The sequence below is a fragment of the Blastococcus sp. SYSU D00868 genome (assembly GCF_054050575.1).
Genome location: NZ_JBJGZO010000034.1, coordinates 23,818 through 50,549 on the forward strand (window position 1 = coordinate 23,818; position 26,732 = coordinate 50,549).

A 26,732-nucleotide genomic window follows, 5' to 3' on the forward strand; every position below is an offset into this window, starting at 1 on the left:
CGATGAGCACCCCCTACTCGGGCGCGACCCCGGTCGGCAACCCGCCCGGCTACGGCGCACCGCAGGCCAACTACGCGGTCGGCCCGGACCAGTACGGCGCGCACGCCGGCGCCCCGGTCTCCGGGAACATGGGGACGCCGACCACCCCGGAGGGCCGCCCCGACGTCGGTGGCACCTCCGTCGGTGAGCTGATGGGCGAGGTCGCCAAGGACCTCTCCACCCTCATGCGCCAGGAGCTCGAGCTGGCCAAGGTCGAGGTCAAGGCCGAGGCCACGAAGGCGGGCAAGGGCGCCGGGCTGATGGGCGCCGCCGGCTTCGCCGGCTACATGGTGCTGCTGTTCCTGTCCATCGCCCTGTGGTGGGCGCTCTACCACCTGGTCGGCCACAGCTGGTCGGCGCTGATCGTCGCCGTCCTCTGGGGCATCGTCGGCGCCGTCGCCTTCGCGATGGGCAAGAAGCAGCTCCAGCGGGTCAACCCCAAGCCCGAGCGCACCGTGGACACCCTCTCGCAGGTGCCCGGCGCCCTGAAGCCCAACTGACCAGCGGGCCCCGGCCCCCACACACCTGGAGAGACCAGAGATGACCACGAGCAACGACCCGGACGTCATCCGCCGGCAGATCGAGGAGACGCGGCGCGAGCTCAGCTACGACGTCGACGCCCTCAACGAGAAGGTCAACCCCGCACGGGTCATGGACCGGCGGGTCACCGCGGCCAAGGGCCGCCTCACCCGAGCCAAGGAGAAGGTGATGGGCAGCGCGCACGACACCACCTCGACGGCCCAGTACCACGCCCAGAACGCGATGGGCTCGGTGCAGGGTGCGGCGTCCAACGCCGCGGGCTCCGTGCAGGGCGCGGCGTCCAGCGCCGCGGAGTCCGTGCAGGGCGCCGCGCAGCAGGCGGCGCACGCCGTCCAGCAGGCCCCGGACACGATCGTCCGCCAGACCCAGGGCAACCCCCTGGCCGCCGGGCTGATCGCCTTCGGTGTCGGCTGGCTGGTCTCCAGCCTGCTGCCGGCCACGCAGAAGGAGCAGCAGCTGGCCCAGCAGGCCGAGTCCGCGCTGCGCGAGAACAAGGACGCGCTGCTGGCCCCGGCCAAGCAGGCCGCGCAGGAGATCGGCGAGGAGCTCAAGCCGGTCGCCCAGCACGCGGTCGAGGAGGTCAAGTCCACCGCGACCGACGCGGCGCAGACGGTCAAGCAGGAGGGCCAGTCGGCCGCTCAGGACGTGCAGGGCCAGGCCCAGCAGTCCAAGGAGACGGTGCAGAGCCAGGCCCGCAGCTAGCACCAGCCCGCACAGCGCGCCCCCGCCGGGACCTCCCGGCGGGGGCGCGCTGCTGTGCGGGGTCACCTGGTCGGGTGAGGACGGCGGCGGTGCGCTGCAGCCGCTCCCCCGGGACGCCGACGTCGACGGTGAGGACCACCGACCGACGGGAGCACCACCGTGGAGCAGCGCGCACCCCGCGTGCTCGTCGCCGACGACGAGGACGACATCCGCGGGCTGGTCCGCCTCGCCGTCCGGCGGGCCGGCTGCACCGTGGTCGCCGAGGTGGCCGACGGCGCCGCCGCCCTGGACGCCGCCCGCGCCCACGCGCCCGACCTGGCGGTGCTGGACGTCTCCATGCCCGGCGCGACCGGGCTCGAGGTGTGCACCGCCCTGCGCGCGGACGCCGCGACCGCCGGTGTGCGGGTGCTGCTGCTGTCGGCCGGCGCCTCCCCCGACGACGTCGCCCGCGGCCTGGCCGCCGGCGCCGACAGCTACGTGGCCAAGCCCTTCTCCGTGGCCGCCCTCGTCGCGCACGTGCGCGAGCTGACCGCGGGGGTGACCGCGTGACGGCGGTCGAGGAGACCCCGGTCGCGACCGACGAGGTCGCGCTCCTGCGGGCCGAGGTGGCCCGGCTGACCGGCGAGCGGGACGCCCTGCGGACGCGGATGCAGCACCGTGACGGCGAGCTGGAGGTGGCCACCCGCATGCTGGCCGCCCGCGCCCAGACGATGACCAGCGTGATCGACGCGGTCACCGAGCAGTCGATCATCGGCACCGACCTCGACGGCGTCGTCCGCGTGTGGAACCCCGGCGCCGAGAAGCTGCTCGGCCTGCCGCGCGCCGACGTCGTCCGCCGGCGCCGGATCACCGACTTCCACCTGCCCGAGGAGCTGGCCGAGGCCGGCGGCGGCCTCGCCGCGCTGGTCCGGGTGGCCGGGGCCGAGGGCCGCGACGTGCGGGACTGGACGTACGTGACGGCCGGCGGCGAGGAGCGGACCGTCTCGGTGGCGGTCACCCCGCGCAGCGACGACTCCGGCGAGCACGCCGGCTGGAACTTCGTGGGCACCGACATGACCGAGGTCCGGGCCGGCGAGCGGCTCAAGGACCAGTTCGTCAGCCTGATCAGCCACGAGCTGCGCACCCCGCTCAGCTCGATCCTCGGCTACCTGGAGCTGGTGCTGGAGGACCCGGACCAGCCGCTCACCGACGAGCAGCGCTCGTACCTGGGCACCGTCGAGCGCAACGCCCAGCGGCTGCTGCGGCTGGTCGGCGACCTGCTGTTCACCGCGCAGGTCGAGGCCGGGAAGTTCACGCTGCAGCCCGAGGACGTCGACCTGGCCGCGGTGCTGCGCGGTGCGGAGGAGACCGCCCGGGTGGCCGCGGCCGCCGGCGACGTGCGCCTCGTCCTCGACCTGCCCGACGGGGAGCTCGCCGTCCGCGGCGACGCCGTCCGGCTCGGGCAGGCCTGCGACAACCTCGTCTCCAACGCCGTGAAGTTCACCCCGGCCGGCGGCCGGGTCACGCTGGCCCTGCGCGCCGGCTGGCGGACGGCGGACGGCGCGTTCGGCGCCGAGGAGCGGCCGGGCTCGGCGCCCGTCGCCCGGATCTCGGTGACCGACACCGGCTACGGCATCCCCGCCGCCGAGCTCGACCAGCTGTTCACGAAGTTCTTCCGGGCGTCGACGGCCCGGCGCCACGCGGTCAAGGGCGTCGGCCTCGGCCTCTCCATCACGCGGGCGATCACCACCGCGCACGGCGGCACCCTCGACGTCGCGAGCACCGAGGGCGCCGGCACCACGTTCACCCTGACGCTCCCCCGCTGAGTCGGCCCCCTCGCAGGGACCCGCTGCGAGCCTGCGAGCGATGGGGGGCGAGGGGGTCCTCCATCTTGCGGAGGTCTTGAGGTACGCGGGCGGGTGCCCTGCGGTTGGCGGCCCAGAGTCGTTCCTGCCAGCCGGGACACCCCGCCCCGGCCCCACCCCGCAGGAGAACGACATGACCGCCACCCGCACCCGCAAGCCCGCCACCACCCGCAAGGTCCTCGGCTCGCTCGGCGTCCTGGGCGCCGCCGCCGCCGTCGCCGGCCTCGGCACCTTCGGCACCTTCACCGACTCCACCACGCCGATCTCCACGGAGGTCGCCTCGGGCACGGTGAACATCGACCTGGCCACCGCCGGGGCGGCCATCCCGGCCACCACCGCCGGCTTCCTGCCCGGCGACTCGATGACCCGCGCGGTCACCCTGACCAACAGCGGCACGTCCCCGCTGTCCTCGGTCACACTGGCCACCACGGCGACCGTCTCCAGCGTGCTGGACACCAACACCACCAACGGCCTGAAGCTGACCGTCAAGTCCTGCGACGTGCCGTGGACCCAGGGCGGGAGCGCCACCGCGCCCACCTACACCTGCGGCGGCACCGTCACCGACCTCGGCACCACCCCGGTCGTGTCCAACCGCACGCTCGCCGGCCTCAAGAGCCTCAACCCCGGCGGCACCGACCACCTCACCTTCTCCATCAGCCTGCCCGCCGGCGCGGACAACACGTTCCAGGACAAGTCCTCGACGCTCAGCCTCGTCTTCACCGGCACCCAGCGCGCCGCCGCCGCACGCTGAGCCCCGCACCCGCAGAGACCCGACGACATCAACGACGAGACCGCCGGAGACCTGTCATGACCGCCGTCCTCCCCACTCCACGGGCAGCGCAGGCGCCGCCCGCGGGCGGGCCGGTCCGCACCCCGGTCCGCTCGGCCGAGGCCCGCCGCCGGCGGCGCCCGGTCCGCGCGATCCTGCGCTTCACCGGGCGCTGGTCGCTGCGCATGCTGGTGTGCACCGCCGTCCTGGCCTTCCTGGGCCTGGCCGTCGGGCCGCACGTCCTGGACTACCGGACGATGACGATGCTGACGGGCAGCATGGCGCCGAGCATCGACCCCGGGGACGTCGTGGTCAGCACGCCGCTCGACGTCGACGACATCGAGCTCGGGATGGTGATCACGTACCACATCCCGGTCGACGACCACCGCGTCGTCACCCACCGCGTCATCGACGTCCAGCACACCGCCGACGGCACCGTCGCCGTCCGCACGCAGGGCGACGCCAACCAGGCGCCCGACCCCTGGACCGCCGTCCTCACCGGCGACACCGCCTATCAGGTGCAGGCCGTCGTCCCGGAGATCGGGCACGTCATCACCGCACTGCACAACTCCACGCTGAGCACCCTGTTCGTGCAGCTCGTGCCGGCCGCCCTGGGCGTGTGGATGCTGCTGGGCATCTGGCGGCCCACCCGCGGGGACGACGACGAGACCACCGTCCTCGAGGGGATCCGATGAGCACCGTCCGCCGGATGCCGGCCCGCGCCCTCGCCGTGCCGGGCCTGCTGCTGGCCCTGGTCGTCACCGGCAGCCTGCCGGCCTGGGCCGGCGCCGCCTCCGACCGGCCGGCCGACCGGTCGACCGTCTGCACGGTCGACGCGGCCGCCGCCGACGCCGCCGGGGGGCCCCGGTGCTGACCGCCCTGGTCGTCGCCGCCGACGCCGCCGGCCGCGCCGGCACCGTCGAGCTGCTGACCGCCGCCGGCTGGTCGGTGCGGGAGGCCGACGGGGTCCGCGAGGCCCTCGCCGCCGCCCGCGCCACCGACCCGGACCTCGTCGTGGCCGACCTCGACCTGCCCGGTGGCGACGGCCCGGCGCTGCTGCGCCGGCTGCGGCTCACCGGCTGCCGCGCCCACCTGGTGGGGATCACGCAGGACGTCACCGCCGAGGTGCGGGAGGCCGGGAGCGCCGCGGGGGCGCTCGCCGTCCTCCCCGCGTCGGTCGACGCCGGCGTGCTGCTGCGGTTCCTGCTGGACCGGCTGACCGACCCGGCGCCGGTGGACGACGTCCCGGCCGAGGACGCCGTCGACGCCGACCTCGCCGGCCGGCTACAGGAGCTCTACGACCGGGCGCTGCCCGAGCGGCTGTCGGCGATCGACGCCGGCGCCCGGGCCGGGGACGCGCCCGCGCTCGCCTCGGCGTCGACGACGCTGGCCGGCAGCAGCGCCCAGCTGGGCCACCCCGAGGTCGCCGAGCTGTGCCGCGCCATCGCGGCGGACGCCCGCCGCGGGGTCCTGGCGCACGAGCTGGTCGACCGGCTGCTGGACCTCGCGACCGGCTGAGGCCTCCGGGAGCTTCTGCGGGCGTTCCTCGTGGGTTGCCGGCGCTGTAGGACCGGCGACGCACGAGGAACACCCGCAACGTGCGCGGGTCCAGCCTTGCGCCGATCTTGCGGTTGGCGGGCGGGTGGCCTGCGGTTACGAGCCCAGAGTCGTTCCTGCCAGCCGGGACACCCGCCCCGGCCCCACCCCGCAGGAGAACGACATGACCGCCACCCGCACCCGCAAGGCGTCCACCGCCCGCAAGGTCCTGGGCTCGCTCGGCGTCCTGGGCGCCGCCGCCGCCGTCGCCGGCCTCGGCACCTTCGGCACGTTCACCGACTCGACGACGCCGATCTCCACGGGGGTCGCCTCCGGCACGGTGAACATCGACCTGACCAGCCCCGGTAACGCGATCGCGATCTCCGCGAGCAACCTCGTGCCCGGCGACTCGATGACCCGCCCGCTGACCCTGCGCAACATCGGCACGTCCGACCTGTCGACGGTCTCCCTGGCCGTCGCCGCGCCGACCAGCAGCATCCTCGACACGAACACCACGAACGGGCTGAAGCTGACGGTCGACGCCTGCACCGTCCCGTGGACGCAGGGCGGGTCGCCCTCCGCGCCGACCTACAGCTGCACCGGCGGCACCAGCCGGACCGTGCTCACCTCGCGGCCGGTCAAGGGCACCTTCGACCTGCCCGGCCTGGCGAGCCTCGCCGCCGGCGGCACCGACCACCTGACGGTCACGGTCAGCCTGCCCACCACGGCCGACAACGCCTTCCAGGGCAAGACCACGACGCTGAGCTTCGCGTTCACCGGCACCCAGCGCAACGCCACCGTCCGCTGACCCGCTGACCCCCTGACCCGCTGGAGATCCCGCCATGACCGCCGTGCTCCCCGCCCGCGCCCCCGAGACCACCGACGCGCCGTCCCCGGCCGCGCAGGCCCCCGTCGCCGCGGCCCCCGGCCTGCTCCGCGCCGCGCTCGGCTTCGCCGGCCGCTGGTCGCTGCGGGCCCTCGTCGCGACGGCCGTCGTCGCGCTGCTGGGCCTGGCGATCGGTCCGCACGTCTTCGGCTACCGCACGATGACGATGCTGACCGGGAGCATGGCGCCGGGGATCGAGCCGGGTGACGTCGTCGTCTCCACGCCCCTGGACGTGCAGGACGTCGAGGTCGGGATGGTCATCAGCTACCACATCCCGATCGACGACCACCGCGTCGTGACCCACCGCGTCATCGACGTGCAGCACACCGCCGACGGCCGGGTCGCCGTGCAGACCCAGGGCGACGCCAACGACGCGCCCGACCCCTGGACTGCGATCCTCACCGGCGACACCGCATACGAGATGCGTGCGGTCGTGCCCATGGTCGGCGACCTGATCGCCCAGCTTCGCGATCCGGTCGTCAACAAGGCCCTCGTCTACGGCGCGCCGGCGCTGCTCGCCGCGTGGATGCTGCTGGCGATCTGGCGCCCGGTCCGCGACGAGGACGAGGCCGAGGACGTGGACGTGGACGGGGACGTGGACGAGCTCGCGGACGACGAGCAGCCGGCCGACGAGGACGCTCGGGCCTGAGCCCGGATCTTGCGGATCCCTTGCGGGAGACGCGCGGAGATTGCGCGGTCGGCCCCCGAGAGTCGTAGCTGTCACCGGCGACCCCCGCCGCGACCACCCCCGTACCAGAGAGGAGATCGAGCCATGACCCGCACCCGCCGCTGCGTGCTCCTGCTCGTCCTCACCATCGCCGCCGTCCTCGCCGCCTCGCTCCCGGCCAACGCGCTGTACGCCGAGACCGCCACGAGCGCCGGCCGACCCTCCGTCAGCACGCTGACCGTCGCCGGCCCCGGCAACGTCCGCGTCGAGACCTCCTGCGTCACGACCACGACGGTCATCCGGCGCGTCTACGCATACGACGCCTGGGGCACGACGCGGTTGGTCGGCTACCAGGAGACGAGCAGCACGGCAGCCAGCAGCAGCAACGTCGAGAGCGACACCACCGTGCGCACCGAAGGCCCTCAGTTCAACCAGTACACGACGACCCAGACGATCAAGGACACGACCCTCTACGCGACGGCGCGGTGGAACAAGAGCAGCACCCCGGGCGTGACCGGCTACACCATGACCGCCTTCCTGAACAGCGGCATGGCGTTCCCGATCGGCACGGCGGCGGCCTCGGCGACCTCGTACACGGACAGCTACGACGCCGACGTCGTCGACCTCGGCGCCCGCCTGTCGATGGTGACGCTGACGAGCTACGGGTGGACGGCGCCCGGCGACATGAGCAACGTCGTCACCTGCGGCTGACACCCAGACGCACGAGGAGCCCGGACCTGACCAGGTCCGGGCCCCTCGTGCGTCGGGTGCGTCAGGCGACCAGGCGGTAGCCGACGCCCCGAACGGTCTTGATCTCCGGCGAGCTGAGCCCGGCCGCCTGCAGCTTGCGGCGTAGGTTGGACATGTGCGCCTCGACCAGCCGCACGCTGCCCTCCCAGTCGGTCTGCCACACCTCGCGCAGCAGGGTCTCGCGCTGCAGCACCCGGCCGGGCCGGGAGGCCAGGGCGGCGAGCAGGTCGAACTCCGTGCGGGTCAGGTCGACGACGGCGCCGTCGACGCGGACCTCGCGGCTGTCCTCGTCCACCTCGAGCTCGGCGAGCCGGCGGACGGTGTCCTCGACGGGAGCGGCGTTGACCGGCGCGGCCACGCGCGGCCGGCGCAGCATCACCTGGACGCGCGCGACCAGCTCGCGCGGGGAGAACGGCTTGGACATGTACCCGTCGGCGCCGACCGCGAGGCCGATCAGCAGATCGACCTCCTCGGCGCGCGCGGTGAGCATGAGGACGTAGCACTCGGACTCGGCGCGGATCTGCCGGCACACCTCGGTGCCGTCGGCGTCGGGCAGCCCCAGGTCGAGGACCACGACGTCGGGCGCTGACCGGCGGACCTCGGCGAGCGCCTCGGCGCCCGTGCCGACCGCGCGCACGTCCATGCCGGCGCGGGTGAGCACGGTGCAGACCAGTTCACGGATCTCGTCGGTGTCCTCGACGACCAGCACGGACTGCTCGGCCACGACCTGTTCCTCCCGTCCCGGTGGACGTCCGGCGGCGGCGCGGGATGCGTCACCTGACCGGGTGATCGGTCAGGCCGGGACCACGCTTGACCTGCCCGGAGCCGGCCCACCCCCTCCGGGTGAGCCGGGCGCCGCGCGCAACTCGACGGCGGCCGAGGGCATGGGCTCCGTCGCGCCGCGGTGGAGGGCGACGACGTCGAGACCGCGCGTCGCCGCGAGCGGACCGAGGGCGTCGGCGACCCGCCGTTCGTCTCCGGTCCGCATCACCGAGAACCCGACGACGACGCGCCCGGTGGCGCTGAGCCTCGCGACGACGGTGTCCCACTCGGGGGCCGGCGGGGTCCAGAACGCCCGCACGTCGAAGGACACCACCGCGTCGAACGACCGGTCCGCCAGATCGGCGGCGAGCAGCGGGGTGGCCTGCACCCGCACGCGCCCGGCTTCGACGGCCCGCCGGTTCCTGCGCACGGTCGCGGCGACCATCGTCGGGGACCGGTCCACGGCATCCACCGTGCAGCCGCGCGAGACCAGCAGGTCGACCAGTACCCCGTGGCCGCACCCCACCTCGAGCACCCGTTCGCCGGGCGTCGCCGCGACGACATCGGCCATCCAGGCCAGCCGGGCGGACGCCGCCGGGTGCGTCCGGTCTCGAGACGAGGGCACGTGCGCACCGTAGGACGGGTCACCCCCGGGAGCGGGAAAGGCCCTCCTCGACTCAAGGAAGCGGCCTTCCGCGTCGATCCCCTCTCTGCCCACGGATGGGCACCGCCGGGGCCGGAAGCCCCGCCCCAGCAGGAGGACCGCGATGATCGGTCTCACTTGTCGCTCCGGCGAGACGTGCCGGATCGACCCGACCCTCATCCAGCGGGTCGAGACGACGCCGGACACGGTCGTCTACCTGACCGACGGCACCCATGTCGTCGTGACGGAGACCGTCGAGCAGGTCGCGCTGCGCGTCCGGGAGGCCCGCGCCGGCGACATCGTGTCGTGCTACGAGCTCGACCGAGGACACACCGCTGACCCGCGGGCGATGCAGGACATGCTCTCGGAGATCGCGGAGAACCTCAGCTGCCCGGTGGCCGGCCGGCACTACTGAGCTGACCGCTCGGTTTGACACGTGACATCGCCCGGTGTCACATGGCTGCGTGGACGTGATCCCGGACGCCGTCCTGGCGACCGACGGGCTGAGTCTCATCGCGACGGCCGGCTTCTTCGTGCCCGCGGCGATCCTCGTGGCCGTCGTGGTGGGCGCGGTGGTGCGCGACCGTCGACTCACCGCGCGGGAGAACGCGCGCCTCGACGGCTCCCACGAACACATCGATCCCGACTGAGTCCGGTCGGGCTCACGACCGGTCGCGACTCTCCAAACCCTGCAGGTCCTCGGTGAGTGCCGCCTGCACCCGGGCGGCCATCTCGGTGCGGAAGCTCGCCAGCAGCGCCTGGGCAGCGGCCGGCTGCAGCCGGTCAACGAGCGCGCGCACCCGCTCCAGCTCCTCCCCCGACGGCTCCTCCCCCGGCGTCTGCACGAGGGAGCGCCAGCCGGTCTCGAGGAACATCGAGACGTAGACGTCGGCGATGGCCCGCACGTGTTCGACCACGCGGGTCTGCGCGGCGATGAGGGCGGCCGGCGGCACCCCCAGCTCGACGACCTGCAGGCCCGCGGTGAGCAGCGGCGGGTCGAGCACCCGCAGGCGCCCGTCGTCCAGCCGCTCCACCAGGCCGAGTCCGACCAGCTCGTCGACCAACCCGGAGTCCGCCGGGACCCCCGCACGGGCGGCCAACTCCTCGGCGGTGGTCTCCTCCGGCTCGGGCGGCAGCCACGGGGCGAGCAGCGCGCGGTGCAGCGCCAGGGTGGCCGAGCTGGCCGCCTCGGGAGCGTGCGCGAGGGTCCGCTCGATCATCGTCAGCGGGTAGCCCTCGGCCAGCATCTCGCGCACGAGCAGCAGCCGGGCCACGTGCTGGCGGCCGTAATAGCCGGTGCGCCCGACCAGCCGCGGCGGCGGCAGCAGCCCGCGGGCGGCGTACGCCCGGACGTTGCGCACCGTCATCCCGACGCGCGCGGCGAGTTCGTCGACCGTGAGCTCCCGGTCCACCTCGTCCTCGGGCACGCCCGGCGCACTGACGGACAGCTCCCCCACCTCCTCGCGTCGACTCCCACGGTAACGCCGCACTCCATGTATCACTTGCCGATGTCACATGGCGGGTGTTCCATACCAACGTGTCGACGACGACGTCTGCCGTTCTCGCCGCCGCCGAGACCCGCCCGGCCGGAGGTGCCGCCCTCGGGGAGGTCGCCCTCGCGACGGGCATCGGCGCGGTCCTCACCGTGGTGCTGCTCGGGCTGGTGTACCTGCACCGGAGTCGGCGGACGGCGCTGCTCACCCGCGCCGGCGACCGCCTCGGGCGGGCGACCGGCGTGCCGGGCTGGGTCGCGCTCCCCACGGTCCTGACGACGCTGTCCCTGCTGGTCGCGCTGCTCGGGATGCTCTGGGACATCTCGCTGCACATCGGCGTGGGCCGCGACGAGGGGCCGCTGGCCAACCCCGCGCACTACCTGATCCTCTTCGGCCTCTTCGGCGTCTTCGCCAGCGGCGTGCTGGCCTGCGCGATGCCGCTGCACGAGAGGCCCGGCCCGGCCGCCGTGCACTTCATCCGCGGCTGGGACGTGCCGATCGGCGGCATCCTCGTCGCCGCCGCCGGGTTCTACGCCCTCCTCGGCTTCCCCCTCGACGACGTCTGGCACCGGCTCTTCGGCCAGGACGTCACCCTCTGGGGCCCCACCCACCTGATGCTGATCACCGGCGCCGGCCTGTCGATCGTCGGGCTGCTGATCCTGGAGATGGAGGGCCACGGCGGCGCCTCGACCGACGACGGCGAGCGCAAGGTCGGCCGGATCGGCCGCTTCCTCCGGCAGGGGTCGGCGATGGGCGGCCTGCTGCTGGGGCTGTCGGTGTTCCAGGGCGAGTACGACTTCGACGTCCCGCAGTTCCGCCTGGTGCTCGAGCCGTTCATGATCGCCGGCGCCGCGGGGCTGGCGCTCGTGGCCGCCCGCCTCTGGATGGGCCGGGGCGGCGCGCTCATGGCGGCGGCGTTCTTCCTCGTCGTCCGCGGCCTCATCGCGCTCGTCGTCGGGCCCGGCTTCGGCGAGATCACCCCGACCTTCCCCCTCTACCTGGGCTCGGCCGTCGTCGTCGAACTCCTCGCGCTGGCCTGGCCGCTGGCCCGGCGTCCGCTGCTGTTCGGCGCCGTCGCCGGCGTGCTGGTGGGCACCGTCGGCACCGCCACGGAGTGGGGCTGGACGCACCTGGTGCAGACCCTCTCCTGGAACTCCGACGTCCTCGTCGAGGGCACGCTCATGGCCGTCGTGGCCGGGGTCGCCGGCGGGCTGCTCGGCGCGCTGCTGGCCCTGGGCCTGCGCCGCCGCCTGCCCCGCCCCGCGGTCGCCCGCACCGTGCTGCTGGCCTCGCTCGTCGCGCTGGCGGCCGGCGTCACCAACGGGCTCGTCGCCACCGTCCCGGACGACGTCGAGGCGACGTTCACCATCACCGACGTCACCGCCGACCCCCGCACCGCCGACATCGAGGTGCAGCTGGACCCGTCCGACGCGGTCGACGACCCCGCGTGGGTGCAGATCACCGGCTGGCAGGGCCAGGGCCTGGTCGTCGACGACCTGGAGCGGATCGGCCCCGGCCTCTACCGGACGACGGAGCCGATCCCGCTGCACGACGACTGGAAGACGCTGCTGCGGGTGCACGACGGCCGGGCGCTCTACGCGGTCCCGATCTACCTGCCCGAGGACCCGGCCATCCCCGCCGAGGCCGTCGAGGCCGAGGACGGCGTCACCCGCGCCGCGATCCCCGAGGTCGACGTCCTGCAGCGGGAGCTGAAGGAGTCCGGCGGCGGGCTGTGGACGCTGGCCAACCTCGTGGTGCTGGGGTGCACCCTCGCGCTCATCGCCGGCATCTCCTGGGGCGTGGGCCGCTACTCCCGTCGGGGCAGCGCCGGCGAGCGCCACCCCGACGCGCCGGTCGAGGGCCCGGTGCCCAGCGGAGCGGGCACCCGGTGAGCCGCCGCACGAGGCTCCCGGCCCTCGCCCTCGCCGGGCTGGTCCTCGCCGGCTGCGCCGGCACGAACCCCGGGGACGGCGGCTCGGCAGCCGCCCCGGCCCCCGCCGACAGCTCGGCCGCGGAGGACTCCGCCGCCGGGGAGTCGCCCGCTGCGACCGCCCCGGCCACGGCCGCCGGCCGGCAGCTGGCCGTCGAGGTCGCCGGCGGGGCGGTCAGCGGCGACACCGGCCGGGTGCCCGTCGACCTCGGCGAGCAGGTGACCCTGGCCGTGACCAGCGACGCCGCCGACGAGCTGCACCTGCACGGATACGACCTCACCGCCGAGCTGCAACCGGGCGCGCAGGCGGTGCTGACCTTCACCGCCGACATCTCCGGGGTGTTCGAGGTGGAGCTGCACGAGGCCGGGACGGTGCTGCTGAGCCTCCAGGTCGGCTGACCGGCCCCGTGGACGTCGTCGCCCACGGGGTCGGCTCGCGCACCGACCTGCCGCTTCCCCTCGGTCTGGCGCTCTACGGGGCCGGGGCGGCGATCCTGGTCAGCTTCGTCGTCCTGCTGCTGTTCTGGCGCACCCCGCGGCTGGGCGACGCGCGATCGGGCCGGCCGGCGCCGCGGTGGGTGCAGCGGGCCGCCGACTCCCCCGCCGTCCGGCGCGGCCTGCAGGCCGTCGCGCTGGCCGTCGCCGTGCTGGTGCTCGCCGCCGCGCTCGCCGGACCCGAGGAGACCTCGCGCAACCTCGCCCCGTGGGCCGTCTACGTGAGCTTCTGGGTCGGCCTGGTGCCGGCCAGCCTGCTGCTCGGGCCGGTGTGGCGGGTGCTCAACCCGCTGCGGCTGGTCTGCCGGCTGCTGCGGCCCCTGGTGGGGCCGCCGCGGGGGGCAGGCCGCCTGCCCGCGCTAGGCCTGTGGCCGGCCGCGGCCGCGCTGCTGGCGTTCGTCTGGCTGGAGCTGGTGCCCGCGGGGCGGTCGGACCCGGACGTCGTCGCCGCCTGGATCGTCGGCTACGCGGTCGTCCAGATGGCCGCGGCGCTGTGGTTCGGCGAGGAGTGGTTCGCCGCCGGCGACGGCTTCGAGGTGTACTCCACGCTGCTCGGCCGCCTGTCGGCGGTGGGCCGGCGGGACGACGGCCGGGTGGTGCTGCGGTCGCCGCTGACCAACGCCATGACGACGCCGGCGCTGCCCGGCCTCGCCGCGGTGGTGATGGTGCTGCTCGGCTCGACCGCGTTCGACGGGCTGACCCGGACGGTGTGGTGGCAGAGCGGGCCGGGTGCGGCGGACGACGCCCTCTCCGGGACCCTCGGCCTGGCCGCGATGGTCGCCCTCGTCGCGCTGCTGTACCTGGCCGGCACGCGGCTGTCCGGGCGGCTGAGCCGGCTGCCGCTGCGGCCGCAGCCCCGGCGCTTCGCCGCCACCGTGGTGCCCATCGCCCTCGGCTACACGGTGGCCCACTACTTCAGCCTGTTCGTCCTCGACGGGCAGACCACCTGGATCCTGGCCAGCAACCCGTTCGGGCTGGCCGGCGTCGACCTGTTCGGTACCTACGGCAACGTGGTCGACCTGCGGGCCGTCTCCGCCGACCTGATCGCCTACGTGCAGGTGGGCGCCGTGGTGACCGGCCACGTGCTCGGGGTGACGCTGGCGCACGAGCAGGCGCTGCGGCTCGCGCCGCGGGCGCCGGCGTCGGACCAGCTGCCGCTGGTCGTGGTCATGGTGCTGTTCACCGTCGGCGGGCTGGGCCTGCTGTTCGGGTTCTGAGCCGGCCGGGGCGCGCCCGGCCGGCTCAGGCCCGGCCTACTTGCGGGCGGCCTGCATCGCGGCCTGCTGCATCCGCTTCATCTGCTCCATGATCTCCGGGTGGTCCCCGTGCAGGGCCTTGGGCGTGGTGTCCACGTCGGTCGCCTGGGCGCGGAGCGCGCCGACCGTCGCCTGCTCCCGCGGCACGTGGGCGAAGGGGTCGAACCGGTAGAACGCGCAGGCGTTCTGCCAGGTGATCTTCTCGATCTCGTCGTCCGGCAGCCCGACCTCGTCCAGGGACTTCATCAGGATCTCCGGCGACTGCGGCCAGGTGGCGTCCGAGTGCGGGTAGTCGCACTCCCAGGCGATGTGGTCGATGCCGATGTGGTGGCGCATCTCCAGGCCGACGGTGTCCTCGATGAAGCAGGTGAGGACGCGCTCCCGGAACACCTGGCTGGGCAGCTTGTCGCCGAAGTCCTGGCCGGTCCACAGGTGGTGCTTCTGGTAGGTGACGTCGGCGCGCTCCAGCCAGTAGGGCACCCAGCCGATCCCGGCCTCGGCCAGCGCGAACCGCAGCGTCGGGAACTTGCGCAGGATCGGCGACCACAGCAGCTCGCTGGCGAAGATGCCGGTGGCGAAGGGCATCGTGTGGATCAGCACGTCGAACGGCGCGCGCGGCATGAAGTTCGGCTGGGCGCCGAAGTGGAACACCATTGCGGTGTCGCTGTCCTCGCACGCGCGGTAGGCCTCGTCCCACTCGTCGCCGTGGATGTCGGGCATCCCGCCGAACCGGTGCGGCTCGGGGTGGAACGACACGGCGTGGCAGCCCTTGTCCGCCACCCGGCGGATCTCCTCGGCCATGAACTCCGGCCCGACGGCGAAGCCGGAGAGCGCGAGCGGGATGAACCGGCCGGGGTGCGAGCCGCACCACTCGTCGATGTGCCAGTCGTTGTAGGCGCGCAGGATCGCGGCGGCGAACTCCTTGTCGCTGTTGGTGACGAAGAACTGGCCACCGAGGCCGGGCCAGGAGGAGAAGTTCAGGCTGGCGAGGATCCCGTTGGCGTTCATGTCCCGGACCCGCTCGTGCACGTCGTAGGCGCCGGGCCGGACCTCCTCGAAGGTGTCCGGGTCGCGCCCCCAGTCCTCCTTGGGCCGGCCGGCGACGGCGTTGAGGCCGAAGGTGCGGATCTCCTGCCCCTCGATCAGCCACGCGTCCGTGCCGTCGGGCCGGCGGATGACCCGCGGCGCCCGGTCCTTGAACCTCGCCGGCACGTGGTCGCGGATGTAGTCCGTCATGGACGGCGGCTCGACGATGTGGTCGTCGACGCTCACCAGGGTCAGGTCGTCGAGGCGCACGGCTGCTCTCCTGTTCGCGGACGCGGGGACATTCGCGCGGAGTGTGGCAGCCGTCACACCCGACCGACAACGGCTGCCCTCAGATGCCGGCGCCGAGCTCCCGCTCGAGGGCGCGGCGCCGGGTCAGGTCCGCGGCCCGCGCCCGGGCCAGGTCGAGGAGGTCCGCGGCCAGCCGGGCGGTCTCCTCCTCGGCCTCGGCGCGCAGCGCGGCCAGGTGGGCCTCGACCGCGTCGACCGCCGCCGCGGCCCACGTCCGGACGGTGCCGGCGTCGACGTCGGGGGCGAAGTTCTCCGGCAGCCGGAGCACCGGACCGTCGTCGCCCCAGCGGTCCCAGTCCCCCACCGGCGGATCGGCCCGCGGTGGCCGGGCGGGCCGGCTGGTGAAGAGGCGGCCGTCGCCGTCGAAGGGCACGCGGACGGTGACGGTCAGCCGGGCCGCCGTCCCGGTGGCGAACGTCGCCTCCGCCCGGCGCAGCCGGGGTACGTCCGGCGCGGTGGCGCGCAGCGCCTCGTCCACGCACCGCACCGGGTCGGCCAGCTCCCCGTCGAGGGTCCACTGCAGGACCTGCGCGGTCAGCGCGGTCCGCCGCCGGGAGGTGTCGTCGGCGAACCGCCCGACGGTGAACAGCTGCGGCATGCGGCCCATCCTGCTCCGCGCCGCCCCCGCGGCCGCTCGCGGAGCGCTACTCGCGGACGACCCAGACCTCGGCCGGCCCGTCGGGCGTCGACCGCGTCTGCACCGGCTCGAAGCGCTGGTAGACGCCGTACCACTGCGGCCCGTCGTAGACGAGGACCGACGACCGGAGCTCCTCGGCCGCCACCTCGTCCACCTGACCGTGGCGCGGCCCGCCCCAGTGGAAGACCAACGGCATGGGGACGACGGTAGTCCCCGCGTCCACCGCCTAGAACGAGGCGTCCCGCTCCGGGGCCAGCCGCTCCAGGGGCAGCTCCCGGGCGACGACCCGCCGGGCGATCTCGTCGAGGTCCACCCCCTCGGCGTAGGCGTGGCCGCGCAGGAGGGCCAGGGCGTCCTCGCTCTCGACGCCGAGGCCGGCGTTGACGAAGCCCATCGCCTGCCACACCACCGCGCGCCGGTCGACGGAGGGGGCCTCCACCCACGCCGGCGCGTCGCCGGCCTGCCGGGACAGCTCCGACTGGGCGCGGAGGGTGGCCGCGACCTCGTCGGCGACCACAAGCGCGTCCTGCAGGCCGAGGGTGGCGATGTCGCCGGGCGGGACGACGTACAGGTCCAGCGCGCCGATCCCGCTCAGCCCGTCCGCCAGCGGCAGCGAGATGGTGCCGCGGACCGGCGTGGCGGCGACGAGCAGGTCGTGGAAGGCCGGCCAGCGCGTCCCGATGGTGTCCTCGTCGGCGACGATCGCCCGCCCCTCCGCGTGCGCGGACAGGCACGGACCCTCCCCCGCCGTGAACTGCAGCCGCTCGACCTCGGCCGAGACCGGGTCGCTGGCCCCCAGGGGCAGCCGCCGGTCCTCGGCGAAGAAGAGGCTGATACCCGCGCCGTCGACCGGGAGCACCTTCGCCGCGGCCCGGGCCAGCCGGTCGGGCAGCAGCTCGGGGGCGGGCAGGTCGTCCGCCGAGAGGGCGAGGGCCGTGCGGAACTGCTCGACGAGGGTCACCGTGCTCCAGAGGGGCCGCGCTCTCGCGGGAGTCCACCGGGCTGGTCTCGCCCGCGCGTTCAACGATGCCCCGACGGCCGCGCCCCGGCCACCGGAGGCGACGCGGGGCGCCCTCCCGGCGGAGGACGCCTTGCGTCGATCGGCTGGCGCCGGGGGACCCGAGTGGGTCCGCCGCTCACACCGGCCCGCTCATCCCTGCTGACCCAGGTTGGTCACCAGGTTCACAGCCACGGCGATCACCACGGTGCCGAACAGGTAGGACAGCAGCGCGTGCCCGAGGGCGACCTTGCGGATCGACGTGTCCGTGAGCTGGGTGTCCGGCGCCGCGAAGCTCATCCCGACGGTGAACGCGAGGTAGGCGAAGTCGCTGTAGGCCGGCGGCTCCTGCTGGCCGAAGTCGATGCCGCCGTCGCCCCCCGCGTAGTACCGCCGGCCGTACTTGAGCGCGAAGACCGTGTTGACCAGCGCCCACGACAGGATCACCACGAGGACGCCGAGCACCACGGTGGCGACGCCGACGGCGTCCCCGGAGCTGGACCGGACGAGGGCCTCCGCCACGGCGGCGAGGCTGACCACCGCCGCACACAGCACGGCGGTGTCCGTGACGCGGGTCTGCCCCTCCTCCTCCGCCAGGGTCTTGGTGCCTCGAGCGTCGCGCGGCCAGCTGATCCGCCACACCCACGCCAGCAGGCCGCCGGCGGCGACCACCCAGCCGACCAGTACCGCGAGCTCGGGGACGCCGGCCAGCGTGCTGAGCGCCGCGGCGAGGAGGCCGCCCGCGAAGCAGACGAGCAAGCGGCGCCACGACAGGATCGTCGGGCGCCGGTCCGCCTGCACCGCCGTCCTGCCGGGGGCCACGGTCACCGGAGGCCCCCGCAGTGGACCGGCGGGGGCCCGGCGCCGGGCCACTGTGCGGCCCGGCGCCAGGACCTGGGGCGGTCCGCCCGGTGGCTCCTCAGCCACCCGGACGGAACACCGCACGGACGCACCCGTCCTCCTTCTCCTTGAACATCCGGTAGCCCTTCGGCCCGTCGTCGAGCGACATCACGTGCGTGGCGAGGTGCTCGGTCCGCACCTCGTCCCGGCTCATCAGGTCGAGGATCTCCGGGACGTAGCGGTGCCCGTGCTGCTGGGCGCCGCGCAGGGTCAGCGCCTTGTTCATCACCGCACCCATCGGGAACTTGTCCACCAGGCCGGCGAAGACGCCGAGCGCGAACACCGTCCCGCCCTTGCGGCAGGCGTAGATGGCCTCACGGAGGGCGGTCGGCCGGTCGGTCTGCAGCCGCATCTGCTGCTTGACCTGGTCGTAGAGGTACTGGGGGCCCGGGCTGTGGGCCTCCATGCCGACCGCCTCGATGCAGACGTCCGGCCCCCGGCCGCCGGTCATCTCCCGCAGTTCCGCGGGGACGTCGGCCTGCTCGTAGTCGAGGGTCTCCGCCCCGATGTGCGTGCGGACCTGCGCCAGCCGGTTGTCGAACCGGTCGATGACGACGACCCGCTCGGCGCCCATGAGCATCGCCTTGCGCGCGGCCATCTGCCCGACGCCGCCGGCACCCCACACCGCGACGACGTCACCGGCTCTCACCTCGGCCTGGTCCGCCCCGGTCCAGCCGGTGGGTGCGGCGTCGGAGGCGAACAGCGCCCGCTCGTCGGAGACGCCGTCGGGGATGGTGAACGCCCCGTTGTCGGCGTACGGCACCCGGATGTAGGGCGCGTGGCTGCCCGCCCAGCCGCCCATCGCGTGCGAGTACCCGAAACAGCCGCCGATGGACTGGCCCCACAGCGCCTCGGTGATCCCCGGGTTGGGGTTGCCGTTGTCGCACAGCGACCACAGCCCCTGCTCGCAGTACCAGCACTGCCCGCAGCCGATGAACGAGACCACCACCACGCGGTCACCCACCCGGTGCTTGGTCACCGCCGGACCCACCTCGGCGACCGTGCCCATGAACTCGTGCCCGAGCACGTCACCGGCGCGCATGGCCGGGATGTAGCCGCCGACCAGGTGCAGGTCCGAGCCGCAGGTCACCGACAGACCGACCTCGAGGATGATGTCGTGGTCGTTGAGGATCTTCGGCTCCGGGACGTCCTCCACCCCGATCTCGTTGACGCCCCGCCACGTGACCGCCTTCATCGCACACCGGCCTTGGGCGCCACCTTGGTCCACGCCTCCAGGAGCACACCGCCGGGGGTCGCCGTCCGCTTGCCGTGCGGCGCCGGGTCCACCGCCAGCACCTCGCCCACCTCGATGAGCTGCTTGGCGCGGCGCAGCGCCGACCGCAGGTCGGCCTGCGGGTCACTGCCCCCGAGCCGGCTCAGGACGCCCGACGAGGGTCGGTCGGGCAGCCGGGCCGCCAGCTCGGTCCCCTTGCCGCCGGCCGCCGGGCGGACCCGGACCTCGATCCGGTCGCCGTACTCGGCCAGCGGTGCGGGCAGCCGCGCGGGATCGATCTCGGTCGGCTCGCGGAACACCGTCACCGCGAGCCAGCCGGACACCGGCCCGCCGGCGCCGGCCGGCCGGGCGGCGGACGGGTCGATGGCCGACCGCACCTGGCGGACGACGGTCCCGCCGGCGCGGGCGGCGAAGGACGCCACGTTCCCCAGGGAGGAGGTCATGCCCGACCTCCCGCGGCGGCGGGCTGCGGTGCGCGGGCGAACTCCTGCACGATCCGCTCGCAGAAGGCCGGCAGGTCGTCGGGCGACCGGCTGGTGGTGATGTTGCCGTCGGTGACGACCTCCTCGTCGACCACCTCCGCGCCGGCGTTGCGCAGGTCCGTGCGGATGCTCGGGAACGACGTCAGCCGCCGTCCTCGCGCGACGCCGGCCTCGACGAAGTTCCACGGCCCGTGGCAGATGCTGGCGACCGGCTTGCCGGACTCGACGAAGTCCCGCACGAACTCGACCGCCGCGAGCTGCATGCGCAGCTGGTCAGGGTTCACCGTGCCGCCCGGCAACAGCAGCGCGTCGTACTCGTCCACCGACGCTGCGCCGACCAGCCGGTCGACTCCGAAGGTGCCGGCGTCCTCCAGGTCGTTGTTCCGTGCCTGGATCTCGCCGTCGTGGATCGACAGCACGTCGGTCCGCGCACCCGCGTCGTCCAGGGCCCGGCGGGGCTGCTCGAGCTCCACGCGCTCCACCCCGTCGGCCGCCAGGATGGCGACCCGCCGTCCGTTCAGCTCTCCGGCCACGTCAGCTCCCCGCCATCGCCGGGTGGAGCACGACCTTCGTCCAGCCGTCGTCCCGGTTGTCGAAGTGCTCGTAGGCCTCCGGCGCGCGGTCGAGGGGCAGCTCGTGGCTCACGATGAACGACGGCTCGGCCTTGCCCGCCGCGATGAGGTCGCGCAGCTGCCGGTTGTACTTCTTGACCGGCGCCTGGCCGCTGCCGATGTGCTGACCCTTGAACCAGAACATGCCGAAGTCGAAGGCGAGCTTGCCCTGCTTCGCCAGCTCGTCGCTGGCGCCGGGGTCCTGCGGCACGTAGACGCCGACGGTGCCGATCGTCCCGGTGAAGCGGACGGAGGCGACCAGCCGGTTCATCGTCAGGTTGGCCTGCTCCTGGCCGTCCGGCTCGTGCGCCTGGTAGCCGACGCACTCGCAGCCGTTGTCCGCGCCCAGCCCCATCGTCTCGTCGAGGACGGCCTGCACCGGGTCGACCTTCGAGTCGTCGATGGCGATCGCGCCGATCGACTCGGCCAGCTTGAGCCGGTCGGGGTGCCGGTCGACGACCATCACCTTGCCGGCCCCCCGGATGGTGGCCGAGAGGGCGGCCATCAGCCCGACCGGGCCGGCGCCGTAGATGACCGTCTGGTCGCCGGGCTTCACGCCGGCCATCTCGGTGGCGTGGTAGCCGGTCGGGAAGATGTCGGCGAGCATCACGTAGTCGGTCTGGCGCTGCTCAGCGTCCTCACCCAGCCGCAGGCAGTTGAAGTCACCCCAGGGAACGCGCAGCAGCTCCGCCTGGCCACCGGCCCAGGGGCCCATGTCGGCGAAGCCGTAGGCGGCGCCGGCCATCTTCGGCTCCGGCTGCGCGGTCAGGCAGTAGTTCGTGAGCTGCCGCTCGCAGTTCTTGCAGTGCCCGCAGGCGATGTTGAACGGCAGGACGACCCAGTCGCCGACCCGGACCTTGTCGACCCCGTCGCCGACCTCGACCACCTGGCCCAGGTTCTCGTGCCCGAACCAGCGGCCGGTCTCGAAGTCGGTCCGCCCCTCGTACATGTGCAGGTCCGAGCCGCAGATGTTCGCCGAGGTGATCCGCACCAGGACGTCGGTCGGCCGCTCGATCCGCGCGTCCGGTACGTCCTTGACACTGACCTGGCGGGGTCCGTCGTACACGACTGCCTTCACGCTGCCTCCTCGTTCCGGTGGTCCCCGCCCCGGCTGGAGTCGGGACCTCGATTGCACTCGGGGCAGGGCCGCGCCCGGTATCGGCAGACATGCCGATACGGCGGCTCGGCGTCCACCTGCGGGAACTCGGCCGCCGCGAGGAGGGCACGCCGGCACCGCCCGTCTCGTCGAGGGCGGACGGGGTCGGGCGTGCGCAGGGCCCAGACGCGCGGGGGTCAGGTGCGCGGGGGTCAGGTGCGCGGGGGTCAGGTGCGCGGCGCCAGCTCGTACACCGGTCCCAGATCGGTGCGGCTGGTGTCGGGGACCTCGTGCAGGATCTTCGGCTCGCTGTGCAGCAGGCGGTGGACGGCGGCCCGCGCCCGCTCGAGGTCCAGACCGGCGCCACGGGCGACGTCCTGCAGGTGCGGAGCGCCGGTGGGGTCCTCCGCCTCGGCCACGGCCCGGTACACCGCGGCGTCGTCGCCCGACAGGTCCTCGACTCGCATGGTGGTCCTCCCCGGGACGGCAGCTCGGCACCGCGGTCGGCGTCGTGGGAGGCCTACCCGGCTCGCGCACCGGTACCCGGACGGCGCGCGCACATCGGCAGGTCTGCCGATGTGTTCCCGCGGCGGCGTCCTCCAGGTGGGGAGCAGCGCCCGGCGCCCGACGCGTCCGGTCTCCGGCGAGGAGGAGGACCAGTGCAGTACGACGAGGTCGTCTCGTCCGTGCAGACCCGCAGCGGGCGCTCCCGCGACGAGACGGAGACGCTCGTCCACGCCACGTTGCGCGTGCTGGCCCAGCGGCTCACCGCCGGCGCCCGGCGGACCCAGCCCGTGCCTCCGGCTGGGTCCCGGGCAGAGCCGGTTGCGGGGGCCGTCGCCGCGCGCGGGCCGAGCGCCTGGTAGCGGTCGCGCACCCGGCGCGAGGCCCAGGGCGCCACGGCCGGTGGGATGCCTTCCGCGCACGAGGAGCCCTGGTGATCCCCCACGCTCCCCCGACGGGAGCTCCTACCGCCTGTCGACCCGACGACGGGGAGGATCGACCACGCGTTCCCGATGGGCTCCATCGGCGGAGGCGATGGACCGGGTCACCGGTCCGCTCCGCGGCCCCGGCCGCATCGCGCCCGTCGCGGCGCCCGACACCGCGTCGGACCGGTCGCCGCCGGCGACGTCGTCGTCGCCGTCACCACCTCCCCACCGCCGGTCCGGCGTTGCCCTCGAGGGCTGGGAGGACGGGCCCGCCGAGGTCACCGGATCGGTCGCTCTGCCGATGCCGGACGCCCGGACGGGGCCGCACCCTGGACCCACGACGCGGGTGGGTGCACGGCGCAGAGGCGACGGCGCACCGCCCCTCCCACACCGGTCGCACGAGCAGGAGGACCAGGTTCCGATGACCGTCGACCCGTCCGTGGAGGCGCCGGCCACCCCGGCGCATCGCTGCGCCGTCCTCGCCGAACTCGACCAGCTGCACGCGCGGGTCCGATCCGCGGAGGACAGGGCGGCCAACCTGGAGCCGGCGCTGACCACCAACCGGCGGATCGGCATCGCGATCGGCATCCTGATGTGCCAGCGCCAGCTCACGGCCGACCAGGCCTTCGCGTTGCTCGCGACGCACAGCCAGAAGAGCAACGTCAAGGTGCGGGAGTTGGCCGAGACGGTGATCTACACGGGGAGCCTGTGAGACGCGCACAGGGAGGTACGCCGTGATGACCAGGGGGGAACCGCAGCTCGAGGCGGTGTGGTCGGAGGTCGCGGGGGTCGCCGCGTCGTCCGCCACCGTGCAGGAACGGGCTGCCGAGCACCTGCAGCAGCTCGGGCGGATCCTGGCCTTCGACGCCGGTTGGCTCGCCGCCCGCGACCCCGAGCGGCAGACCCACGTACCGCTGGCCACCACCGGTCCGGCCGAGGCACTCGTCGACTACTTCTGCCGTCCGGAGGCCGACGAGGAGGTGGAGCTGCTCGGCCTGAACCGGCACCGTCCGCCGATGCTGGCCAGCGACATCCCGAGCCCGCTGTCCGAGGTCCGCGCATGGTCGGACCACCTGCTCCCGGCCGGCTTCCGCCAGGGTCTGGCCGCCGGGCTGTTCACGACGGACGGGCGGCACGTCGGCTTCCTCAGCCTGCTCTCCGCCGATCCGTCCCGGCCGCGCGAGGCCGACCGCCGGGTCGTCGCGGCCGTCACCACGGTGATCGCCGACGACCTGGACCGCACCCGGGACATCGCGGCGACCGCCCGGATCGTCGCGAAGGCCGGCGCCGGCGTCGTGCTCACCCGCGCAGGCGACGTCCTGCCGCTGCCGGGTCTGCCGGACGACCGCCTGCTGGCGCCGGGCTCACCGATCCTCGGGGTCGTCGCAGAGGAGTTGGCCGACAGCGGCGCGTACGTCTCGTTCCTCGCTCCCACGCCCGGTACCGGCGGAGACCAGCTGATCCGGGTGACCGCGCTCGACTTCGCCCAGCCGGACCTCGACCACCTCGCCGCCGCGGTGCTCCTCTGCCCACCGGGCGACCTGCGCGGCCTCACCCTCCTCGACCTCAGGGTCCTGGGCCTGCTGGTCGAGGGCGTCACCGACGTCCCCGCCCTGGCGCGGTCGCTCCACGTGGCCGCCGAGGCGGTGGCCGACTCCCTGGGACGCAGCCTGGTCGCCCTGCGGACCGGGGACCTCACGGCCGCCGCGGTGCGCGCCCTGCGCAACGGCCTGCGCCTCCCCCCGGGGGCGACGGGACCGGTCTGAGCCGATCCGGCGTGCAGCCGGGCTATCGGTCGTTCTGCCGATGGCGCTGCTCGGGTGCCCCGCGGTGTCATGCCTCGAGGACCTCCTCCCCCCGGGCGCGCCGCCTGATCCCCCAGTTCGTCGGCGTCCGGGAACCGGTCGCCGACGAGGGCCTGCCCAGCCGCCCGCACCCCGTGCAGCCGTCATCAGGACCAGACGAAGGGACAGCCGGACCGCCATGGAACTGACCTCGACCACGACCGTGACCAGGCCACCGGACGAGGTGTACGCCTTCTGGCGGCAGCTCGATCGGCTCCCGACCTTCATGGCCCACCTCGACGAGGTGCGCGCCACGGACGGCGGCCGCAGCCACTGGAGGGCCAGCGCGCCGTTCGGCCGGTCGGTCGAGTGGGACGCCGAGACGACCGAGGACGTCCCCGGGCAGCGCATCGCCTGGCGCTCCCTCGACGGCGCCGACGTCCCCAACTCCGGCCAGGTCCGCTTCGTGCCCGCACCCGGCGGGCGGGGCACCGAGGTGCACGTGGCCCTGAGCTACGAGCTGCCCGGTGGGGCGCTGGGCAAGGCGGCGGCGAAGTACTTCGGCGAGGAGCCCTCCCAGCAGCTCGACGACGACCTGCGGCGCTTCAAGCAGGTCATGGAGACCGGCGAGGTGATCCGCAGCGACGGCGCACCCCGGGGCAAGCAGGCCCGGGAGGAGTTCCCCCAGCACCCCGCCCGCCCGCTGACCGACGAGGAGCGCAAGGAGGCCCTGGCGTGAAGGCCAACTGCTGGATCAGCCCGAACACGGTCGAGGTCACCGACGTCCCGGACCCGTCCATCCTCAACAGCCGGGACGCGATCGTGAAGATCACCGCGACGGCGATCTGCGGCTCCGACCTGCACCTGCTCGACGGCTACGTGCCGACGATGCAGAAGGGCGACGTCATGGGCCACGAGTTCATGGGCGAGGTCGTCGAGGTCGGCCCCGGCGTCGACCGCGACAGGCTCCGCGTCGGCGACCGCGTCGTCGTCCCCTTCCCCATCGGCTGCGGCGCCTGCTCCGCCTGCCGGAACCAGCTGTGGTCCTGCTGCGAGAACACCAACCCCAACGCCGGCGTGGCCGAGAAGATGTTCGGCCACCCGGTCGCCGGCATCTACGGCTACTCCCACCTCACCGGCGGCTTCGCCGGCGGCCAGGCCGAGTACGCCCGCGTCGTGCTCGCCGACGTCAACCCGCTGAAGATCGAGTCCGACCTCACCGACGAGCAGGTGCTCTTCCTCTCCGACATCCTGCCCACCGGCTACATGGGCGCCGAGATGTGCGACATCTCCGACGGGGACGTCGTCGCCGTGTGGGGCGCCGGACCGGTCGGGCAGTTCGCCATGGACAGCGCGCGGGTGCTGGGCGCGGCGAAGGTGATCGCCATCGACGACGTCCCCTACCGGCTGGAGATGGCCGCCGCACAGGGCTACGAGACGATCGACTTCTCCGACACCGACGTCCGGTCGGCCCTGCTCGAGCTCACCGGCGGCCGCGGCCCGGACAAGTGCATCGACGCCGTCGGCATGGAGGCCACCCACGGCGCCGCCCACGTGGGCCTCTACGACCGGGCCAAGCAGGCCCTCCGGTCCGAGACCGACCGGCCGCACGCCCTGCGCCAGGCGATCACCTCCTGCCGCAGCGGGGGCATCGTCTCGGTCATCGGCGTCTACGGCGGGTTCGTCGACAAGTTCCCGGCCGGCTCCTGGATGAACCGCTCCCTGACCTTGAAGACCGGGCAGTGCCACGTCCAGCGGTACATGCGCCCCCTGCTCGAGCGCATCGAGCGCGGCGAGATCGACCCCACCCGGGTGATCACCCACCGCCTGCCGCTGGCCGAGGCGCCGCACGGCTACGACATCTTCAAGAACAAGCAGGACGGTTGCGAGAAGGTGGTCCTCAGGCCCTGACCGTGACCTGCCGCCCGCCGTCACCGGGCTCGGGGACCGGCTCGATGAGCGTCTGCGGGTCCCGGGAGGACTCGACCAGGAAGTCGACGAGCCTGCGGACGGCGGGGGTCGCCGGGGCCCGCCAGACCGCCTCCAGGTCCCACCGCAACACCGGATCGAGGGACCGGACCGTGACTCCGTCGCTCCCCAGGTGATCGACGAGCCCCAGGATGGTCAGCGCGATGCCGGTGCCGGCCCTGACCGCGCGCAGCACCGCCTCGGGCGCGTTCAGCAGGTCGGGTTCGACGACGACCTGGTCGTGCGCGGCGCCGGCGGGGAACACGTGGTCCACGGCGCGGTCCCAGGTCCCGGCGAACGGTTCCCGCGGGAACATGACCAGCACCTCGCCGGCCAGGGGGGGCCCCCGCCCGGGGGGCGCGCCCCCCCAACCCGGGCCCCCGGGGGGGGCCCCCCCCCGGCCCACCCCCCCCCCCCCCCCAACCCGCCGGGGTCGGTGGGGGTTGT

General features: G+C 74.2%; 34 protein-coding genes. 20 read left to right on the forward strand and 14 right to left on the reverse strand.

Annotated features, from left to right (window positions below; translation table 11 throughout):
- Positions 1-2: 2 nt before the first annotated feature.
- The 11 genes from ACI79F_RS21050 to ACI79F_RS21100 all read left to right on the forward strand — a co-directional run bounded on the left by ACI79F_RS21050 (position 3) and on the right by ACI79F_RS21100 (position 7,694).
- The gene (locus ACI79F_RS21050) at positions 3-539 is read left to right on the forward strand and encodes a phage holin family protein (RefSeq protein ID WP_456544494.1); all 537 of its coding nucleotides are present in this window, start codon (positions 3-5) and stop codon (positions 537-539) included.
- A 40-nt stretch (positions 540-579) separates the two neighbouring features.
- Positions 580-1,281: a DUF3618 domain-containing protein gene (locus tag ACI79F_RS21055; protein ID WP_456544493.1), complete on the forward strand. Its 702-nt coding sequence runs from the start codon at positions 580-582 to the stop codon at positions 1,279-1,281.
- A gap of 159 nt (positions 1,282-1,440) precedes the next feature.
- Positions 1,441-1,830: a response regulator transcription factor gene (locus ACI79F_RS21060; protein WP_456544492.1), complete on the forward strand. Its 390-nt coding sequence runs from the start codon at positions 1,441-1,443 to the stop codon at positions 1,828-1,830.
- The gene (locus ACI79F_RS21065) at positions 1,827-3,086 is read left to right on the forward strand and encodes a sensor histidine kinase (RefSeq protein WP_456544491.1); all 1,260 of its coding nucleotides are present in this window, start codon (positions 1,827-1,829) and stop codon (positions 3,084-3,086) included. The genes ACI79F_RS21060 and ACI79F_RS21065 overlap by 4 nt, the downstream gene beginning before the upstream one ends.
- A gap of 172 nt (positions 3,087-3,258) precedes the next feature.
- A complete protein-coding gene (locus ACI79F_RS21070; protein WP_456544490.1) occupies positions 3,259-3,876 on the forward strand; it encodes a TasA family protein in 618 nt (205 codons plus the stop codon).
- A 56-nt stretch (positions 3,877-3,932) separates the two neighbouring features.
- Entirely contained in the window at positions 3,933-4,589 is a 657-nt protein-coding gene (locus ACI79F_RS21075; RefSeq protein WP_456544489.1) for a signal peptidase I, read from the forward strand.
- Entirely contained in the window at positions 4,586-4,768 is a 183-nt protein-coding gene (locus tag ACI79F_RS21080) for a hypothetical protein (RefSeq protein WP_456544488.1), read from the forward strand. The genes ACI79F_RS21075 and ACI79F_RS21080 overlap by 4 nt, the downstream gene beginning before the upstream one ends.
- A complete protein-coding gene (locus ACI79F_RS21085; protein WP_456544487.1) occupies positions 4,762-5,412 on the forward strand; it encodes a response regulator in 651 nt (216 codons plus the stop codon). The genes ACI79F_RS21080 and ACI79F_RS21085 overlap by 7 nt, the downstream gene beginning before the upstream one ends.
- Before the next feature lie 202 nt (positions 5,413-5,614).
- Positions 5,615-6,238, forward strand: a complete 624-nt coding sequence (locus tag ACI79F_RS21090; RefSeq protein ID WP_456544486.1) for a TasA family protein — start codon at positions 5,615-5,617, stop codon at positions 6,236-6,238.
- A gap of 34 nt (positions 6,239-6,272) precedes the next feature.
- Positions 6,273-6,965 (forward strand): signal peptidase I, encoded by a 693-nt coding sequence (locus ACI79F_RS21095; protein WP_456544485.1) that lies wholly within the window; start codon positions 6,273-6,275, stop codon positions 6,963-6,965.
- A 123-nt stretch (positions 6,966-7,088) separates the two neighbouring features.
- The gene (locus ACI79F_RS21100; protein WP_456544484.1) at positions 7,089-7,694 is read left to right on the forward strand and encodes a hypothetical protein; all 606 of its coding nucleotides are present in this window, start codon (positions 7,089-7,091) and stop codon (positions 7,692-7,694) included.
- 61 nt (positions 7,695-7,755) lie between these two features.
- Here ACI79F_RS21100 and ACI79F_RS21105 read toward each other — a convergent pair whose 3' ends face one another.
- Together ACI79F_RS21105 and ACI79F_RS21110 are read right to left on the reverse strand one after the other, a co-directional pair.
- Positions 7,756-8,457 (reverse strand): response regulator transcription factor, encoded by a 702-nt coding sequence (locus ACI79F_RS21105; protein ID WP_456544483.1) that lies wholly within the window; start codon positions 8,455-8,457, stop codon positions 7,756-7,758.
- A gap of 69 nt (positions 8,458-8,526) precedes the next feature.
- Positions 8,527-9,120: an SAM-dependent methyltransferase gene (locus ACI79F_RS21110; protein WP_456578938.1), complete on the reverse strand. Its 594-nt coding sequence runs from the start codon at positions 9,118-9,120 to the stop codon at positions 8,527-8,529.
- 142 nt (positions 9,121-9,262) lie between these two features.
- On the opposite strand from ACI79F_RS21110, the gene ACI79F_RS21115 reads away from it, so the two are divergent.
- Together ACI79F_RS21115 and ACI79F_RS21120 are read left to right on the forward strand one after the other, a co-directional pair.
- Positions 9,263-9,553 (forward strand): flagellar FlbD family protein, encoded by a 291-nt coding sequence (locus ACI79F_RS21115; protein ID WP_456544481.1) that lies wholly within the window; start codon positions 9,263-9,265, stop codon positions 9,551-9,553.
- A gap of 49 nt (positions 9,554-9,602) precedes the next feature.
- Complete coding sequence (locus ACI79F_RS21120; protein ID WP_456544480.1) at positions 9,603-9,788, forward strand: hypothetical protein; 186 nt, start codon at positions 9,603-9,605, stop codon at positions 9,786-9,788.
- 12 nt (positions 9,789-9,800) lie between these two features.
- On the opposite strand, the gene ACI79F_RS21125 is transcribed toward ACI79F_RS21120, so the two are convergent.
- Entirely contained in the window at positions 9,801-10,595 is a 795-nt protein-coding gene (locus ACI79F_RS21125; RefSeq protein WP_456544479.1) for a MerR family transcriptional regulator, read from the reverse strand.
- Between the two features lie 80 nt (positions 10,596-10,675).
- Between ACI79F_RS21125 and ACI79F_RS21130 the strand changes: the two genes are divergently transcribed.
- The 3 genes from ACI79F_RS21130 to ACI79F_RS21140 are packed head-to-tail and all read left to right on the forward strand — an operon-like array spanning position 10,676 to position 14,273.
- Positions 10,676-12,523 carry a hypothetical protein gene (locus ACI79F_RS21130; RefSeq protein WP_456544478.1) on the forward strand — a complete coding sequence of 616 codons (1,848 nt, stop codon included), beginning with the start codon at positions 10,676-10,678 and terminating at the stop codon, positions 12,521-12,523.
- A complete protein-coding gene (locus ACI79F_RS21135; RefSeq protein ID WP_456544477.1) occupies positions 12,520-12,960 on the forward strand; it encodes a hypothetical protein in 441 nt (146 codons plus the stop codon). Before ACI79F_RS21130 ends, ACI79F_RS21135 begins: the two co-directional genes overlap by 4 nt.
- 8 nt (positions 12,961-12,968) lie before the next feature.
- Complete coding sequence (locus ACI79F_RS21140) at positions 12,969-14,273, forward strand: hypothetical protein (RefSeq protein WP_456544476.1); 1,305 nt, start codon at positions 12,969-12,971, stop codon at positions 14,271-14,273.
- Positions 14,274-14,309: 36 nt separating this feature from the next.
- Here ACI79F_RS21140 and ACI79F_RS21145 read toward each other — a convergent pair whose 3' ends face one another.
- The 10 genes from ACI79F_RS21145 to ACI79F_RS21190 all read right to left on the reverse strand — a co-directional run bounded on the left by ACI79F_RS21145 (position 14,310) and on the right by ACI79F_RS21190 (position 22,071).
- On the reverse strand, positions 14,310-15,608 hold the full coding sequence (locus tag ACI79F_RS21145; RefSeq protein ID WP_456544475.1) for an amidohydrolase family protein: 1,299 nt from the start codon (positions 15,606-15,608) through the stop codon (positions 14,310-14,312).
- A 79-nt stretch (positions 15,609-15,687) separates the two neighbouring features.
- Complete coding sequence (locus ACI79F_RS21150) at positions 15,688-16,245, reverse strand: hypothetical protein (protein WP_456544474.1); 558 nt, start codon at positions 16,243-16,245, stop codon at positions 15,688-15,690.
- Positions 16,246-16,291: 46 nt separating this feature from the next.
- A complete protein-coding gene (locus ACI79F_RS21155) occupies positions 16,292-16,480 on the reverse strand; it encodes a hypothetical protein (RefSeq protein WP_456544473.1) in 189 nt (62 codons plus the stop codon).
- A gap of 30 nt (positions 16,481-16,510) precedes the next feature.
- Complete coding sequence (locus tag ACI79F_RS21160) at positions 16,511-17,245, reverse strand: ANTAR domain-containing protein (RefSeq protein WP_456544472.1); 735 nt, start codon at positions 17,243-17,245, stop codon at positions 16,511-16,513.
- A gap of 189 nt (positions 17,246-17,434) precedes the next feature.
- Entirely contained in the window at positions 17,435-18,109 is a 675-nt protein-coding gene (locus tag ACI79F_RS21165) for a DUF1345 domain-containing protein (protein ID WP_456544471.1), read from the reverse strand.
- A gap of 91 nt (positions 18,110-18,200) precedes the next feature.
- Positions 18,201-19,376, reverse strand: a complete 1,176-nt coding sequence (locus tag ACI79F_RS21170; protein ID WP_456544470.1) for a zinc-dependent alcohol dehydrogenase — start codon at positions 19,374-19,376, stop codon at positions 18,201-18,203.
- Entirely contained in the window at positions 19,373-19,858 is a 486-nt protein-coding gene (locus tag ACI79F_RS21175; protein ID WP_456544469.1) for a hypothetical protein, read from the reverse strand. Before ACI79F_RS21175 ends, ACI79F_RS21170 begins: the two co-directional genes overlap by 4 nt.
- Positions 19,855-20,430, reverse strand: a complete 576-nt coding sequence (locus ACI79F_RS21180) for a type 1 glutamine amidotransferase domain-containing protein (RefSeq protein WP_456544468.1) — start codon at positions 20,428-20,430, stop codon at positions 19,855-19,857. Before ACI79F_RS21180 ends, ACI79F_RS21175 begins: the two co-directional genes overlap by 4 nt.
- A 1-nt stretch (position 20,431) precedes the next feature.
- Complete coding sequence (locus tag ACI79F_RS21185) at positions 20,432-21,586, reverse strand: glutathione-independent formaldehyde dehydrogenase (RefSeq protein WP_456544467.1); 1,155 nt, start codon at positions 21,584-21,586, stop codon at positions 20,432-20,434.
- Between the two features lie 245 nt (positions 21,587-21,831).
- Complete coding sequence (locus ACI79F_RS21190) at positions 21,832-22,071, reverse strand: hypothetical protein (RefSeq protein ID WP_456544466.1); 240 nt, start codon at positions 22,069-22,071, stop codon at positions 21,832-21,834.
- A gap of 883 nt (positions 22,072-22,954) precedes the next feature.
- On the opposite strand from ACI79F_RS21190, the gene ACI79F_RS21195 reads away from it, so the two are divergent.
- The 4 genes from ACI79F_RS21195 to ACI79F_RS21210 all read left to right on the forward strand — a co-directional run bounded on the left by ACI79F_RS21195 (position 22,955) and on the right by ACI79F_RS21210 (position 26,228).
- Positions 22,955-23,245, forward strand: a complete 291-nt coding sequence (locus ACI79F_RS21195) for an ANTAR domain-containing protein (protein ID WP_456544465.1) — start codon at positions 22,955-22,957, stop codon at positions 23,243-23,245.
- A gap of 25 nt (positions 23,246-23,270) precedes the next feature.
- Positions 23,271-24,299: a helix-turn-helix transcriptional regulator gene (locus tag ACI79F_RS21200; protein ID WP_456544464.1), complete on the forward strand. Its 1,029-nt coding sequence runs from the start codon at positions 23,271-23,273 to the stop codon at positions 24,297-24,299.
- Positions 24,300-24,516: 217 nt separating this feature from the next.
- Complete coding sequence (locus ACI79F_RS21205; protein WP_456578939.1) at positions 24,517-25,056, forward strand: SRPBCC family protein; 540 nt, start codon at positions 24,517-24,519, stop codon at positions 25,054-25,056.
- Positions 25,053-26,228 (forward strand): zinc-dependent alcohol dehydrogenase, encoded by a 1,176-nt coding sequence (locus tag ACI79F_RS21210; RefSeq protein ID WP_456544462.1) that lies wholly within the window; start codon positions 25,053-25,055, stop codon positions 26,226-26,228. Before ACI79F_RS21205 ends, ACI79F_RS21210 begins: the two co-directional genes overlap by 4 nt.
- On the opposite strand, the gene ACI79F_RS21215 is transcribed toward ACI79F_RS21210, so the two are convergent.
- On the reverse strand, positions 26,218-26,691 hold the full coding sequence (locus ACI79F_RS21215; RefSeq protein WP_456578940.1) for a LysR substrate-binding domain-containing protein: 474 nt from the start codon (positions 26,689-26,691) through the stop codon (positions 26,218-26,220). The genes ACI79F_RS21210 and ACI79F_RS21215 overlap by 11 nt on opposite strands.
- Positions 26,692-26,732: the final 41 nt, after the last annotated feature.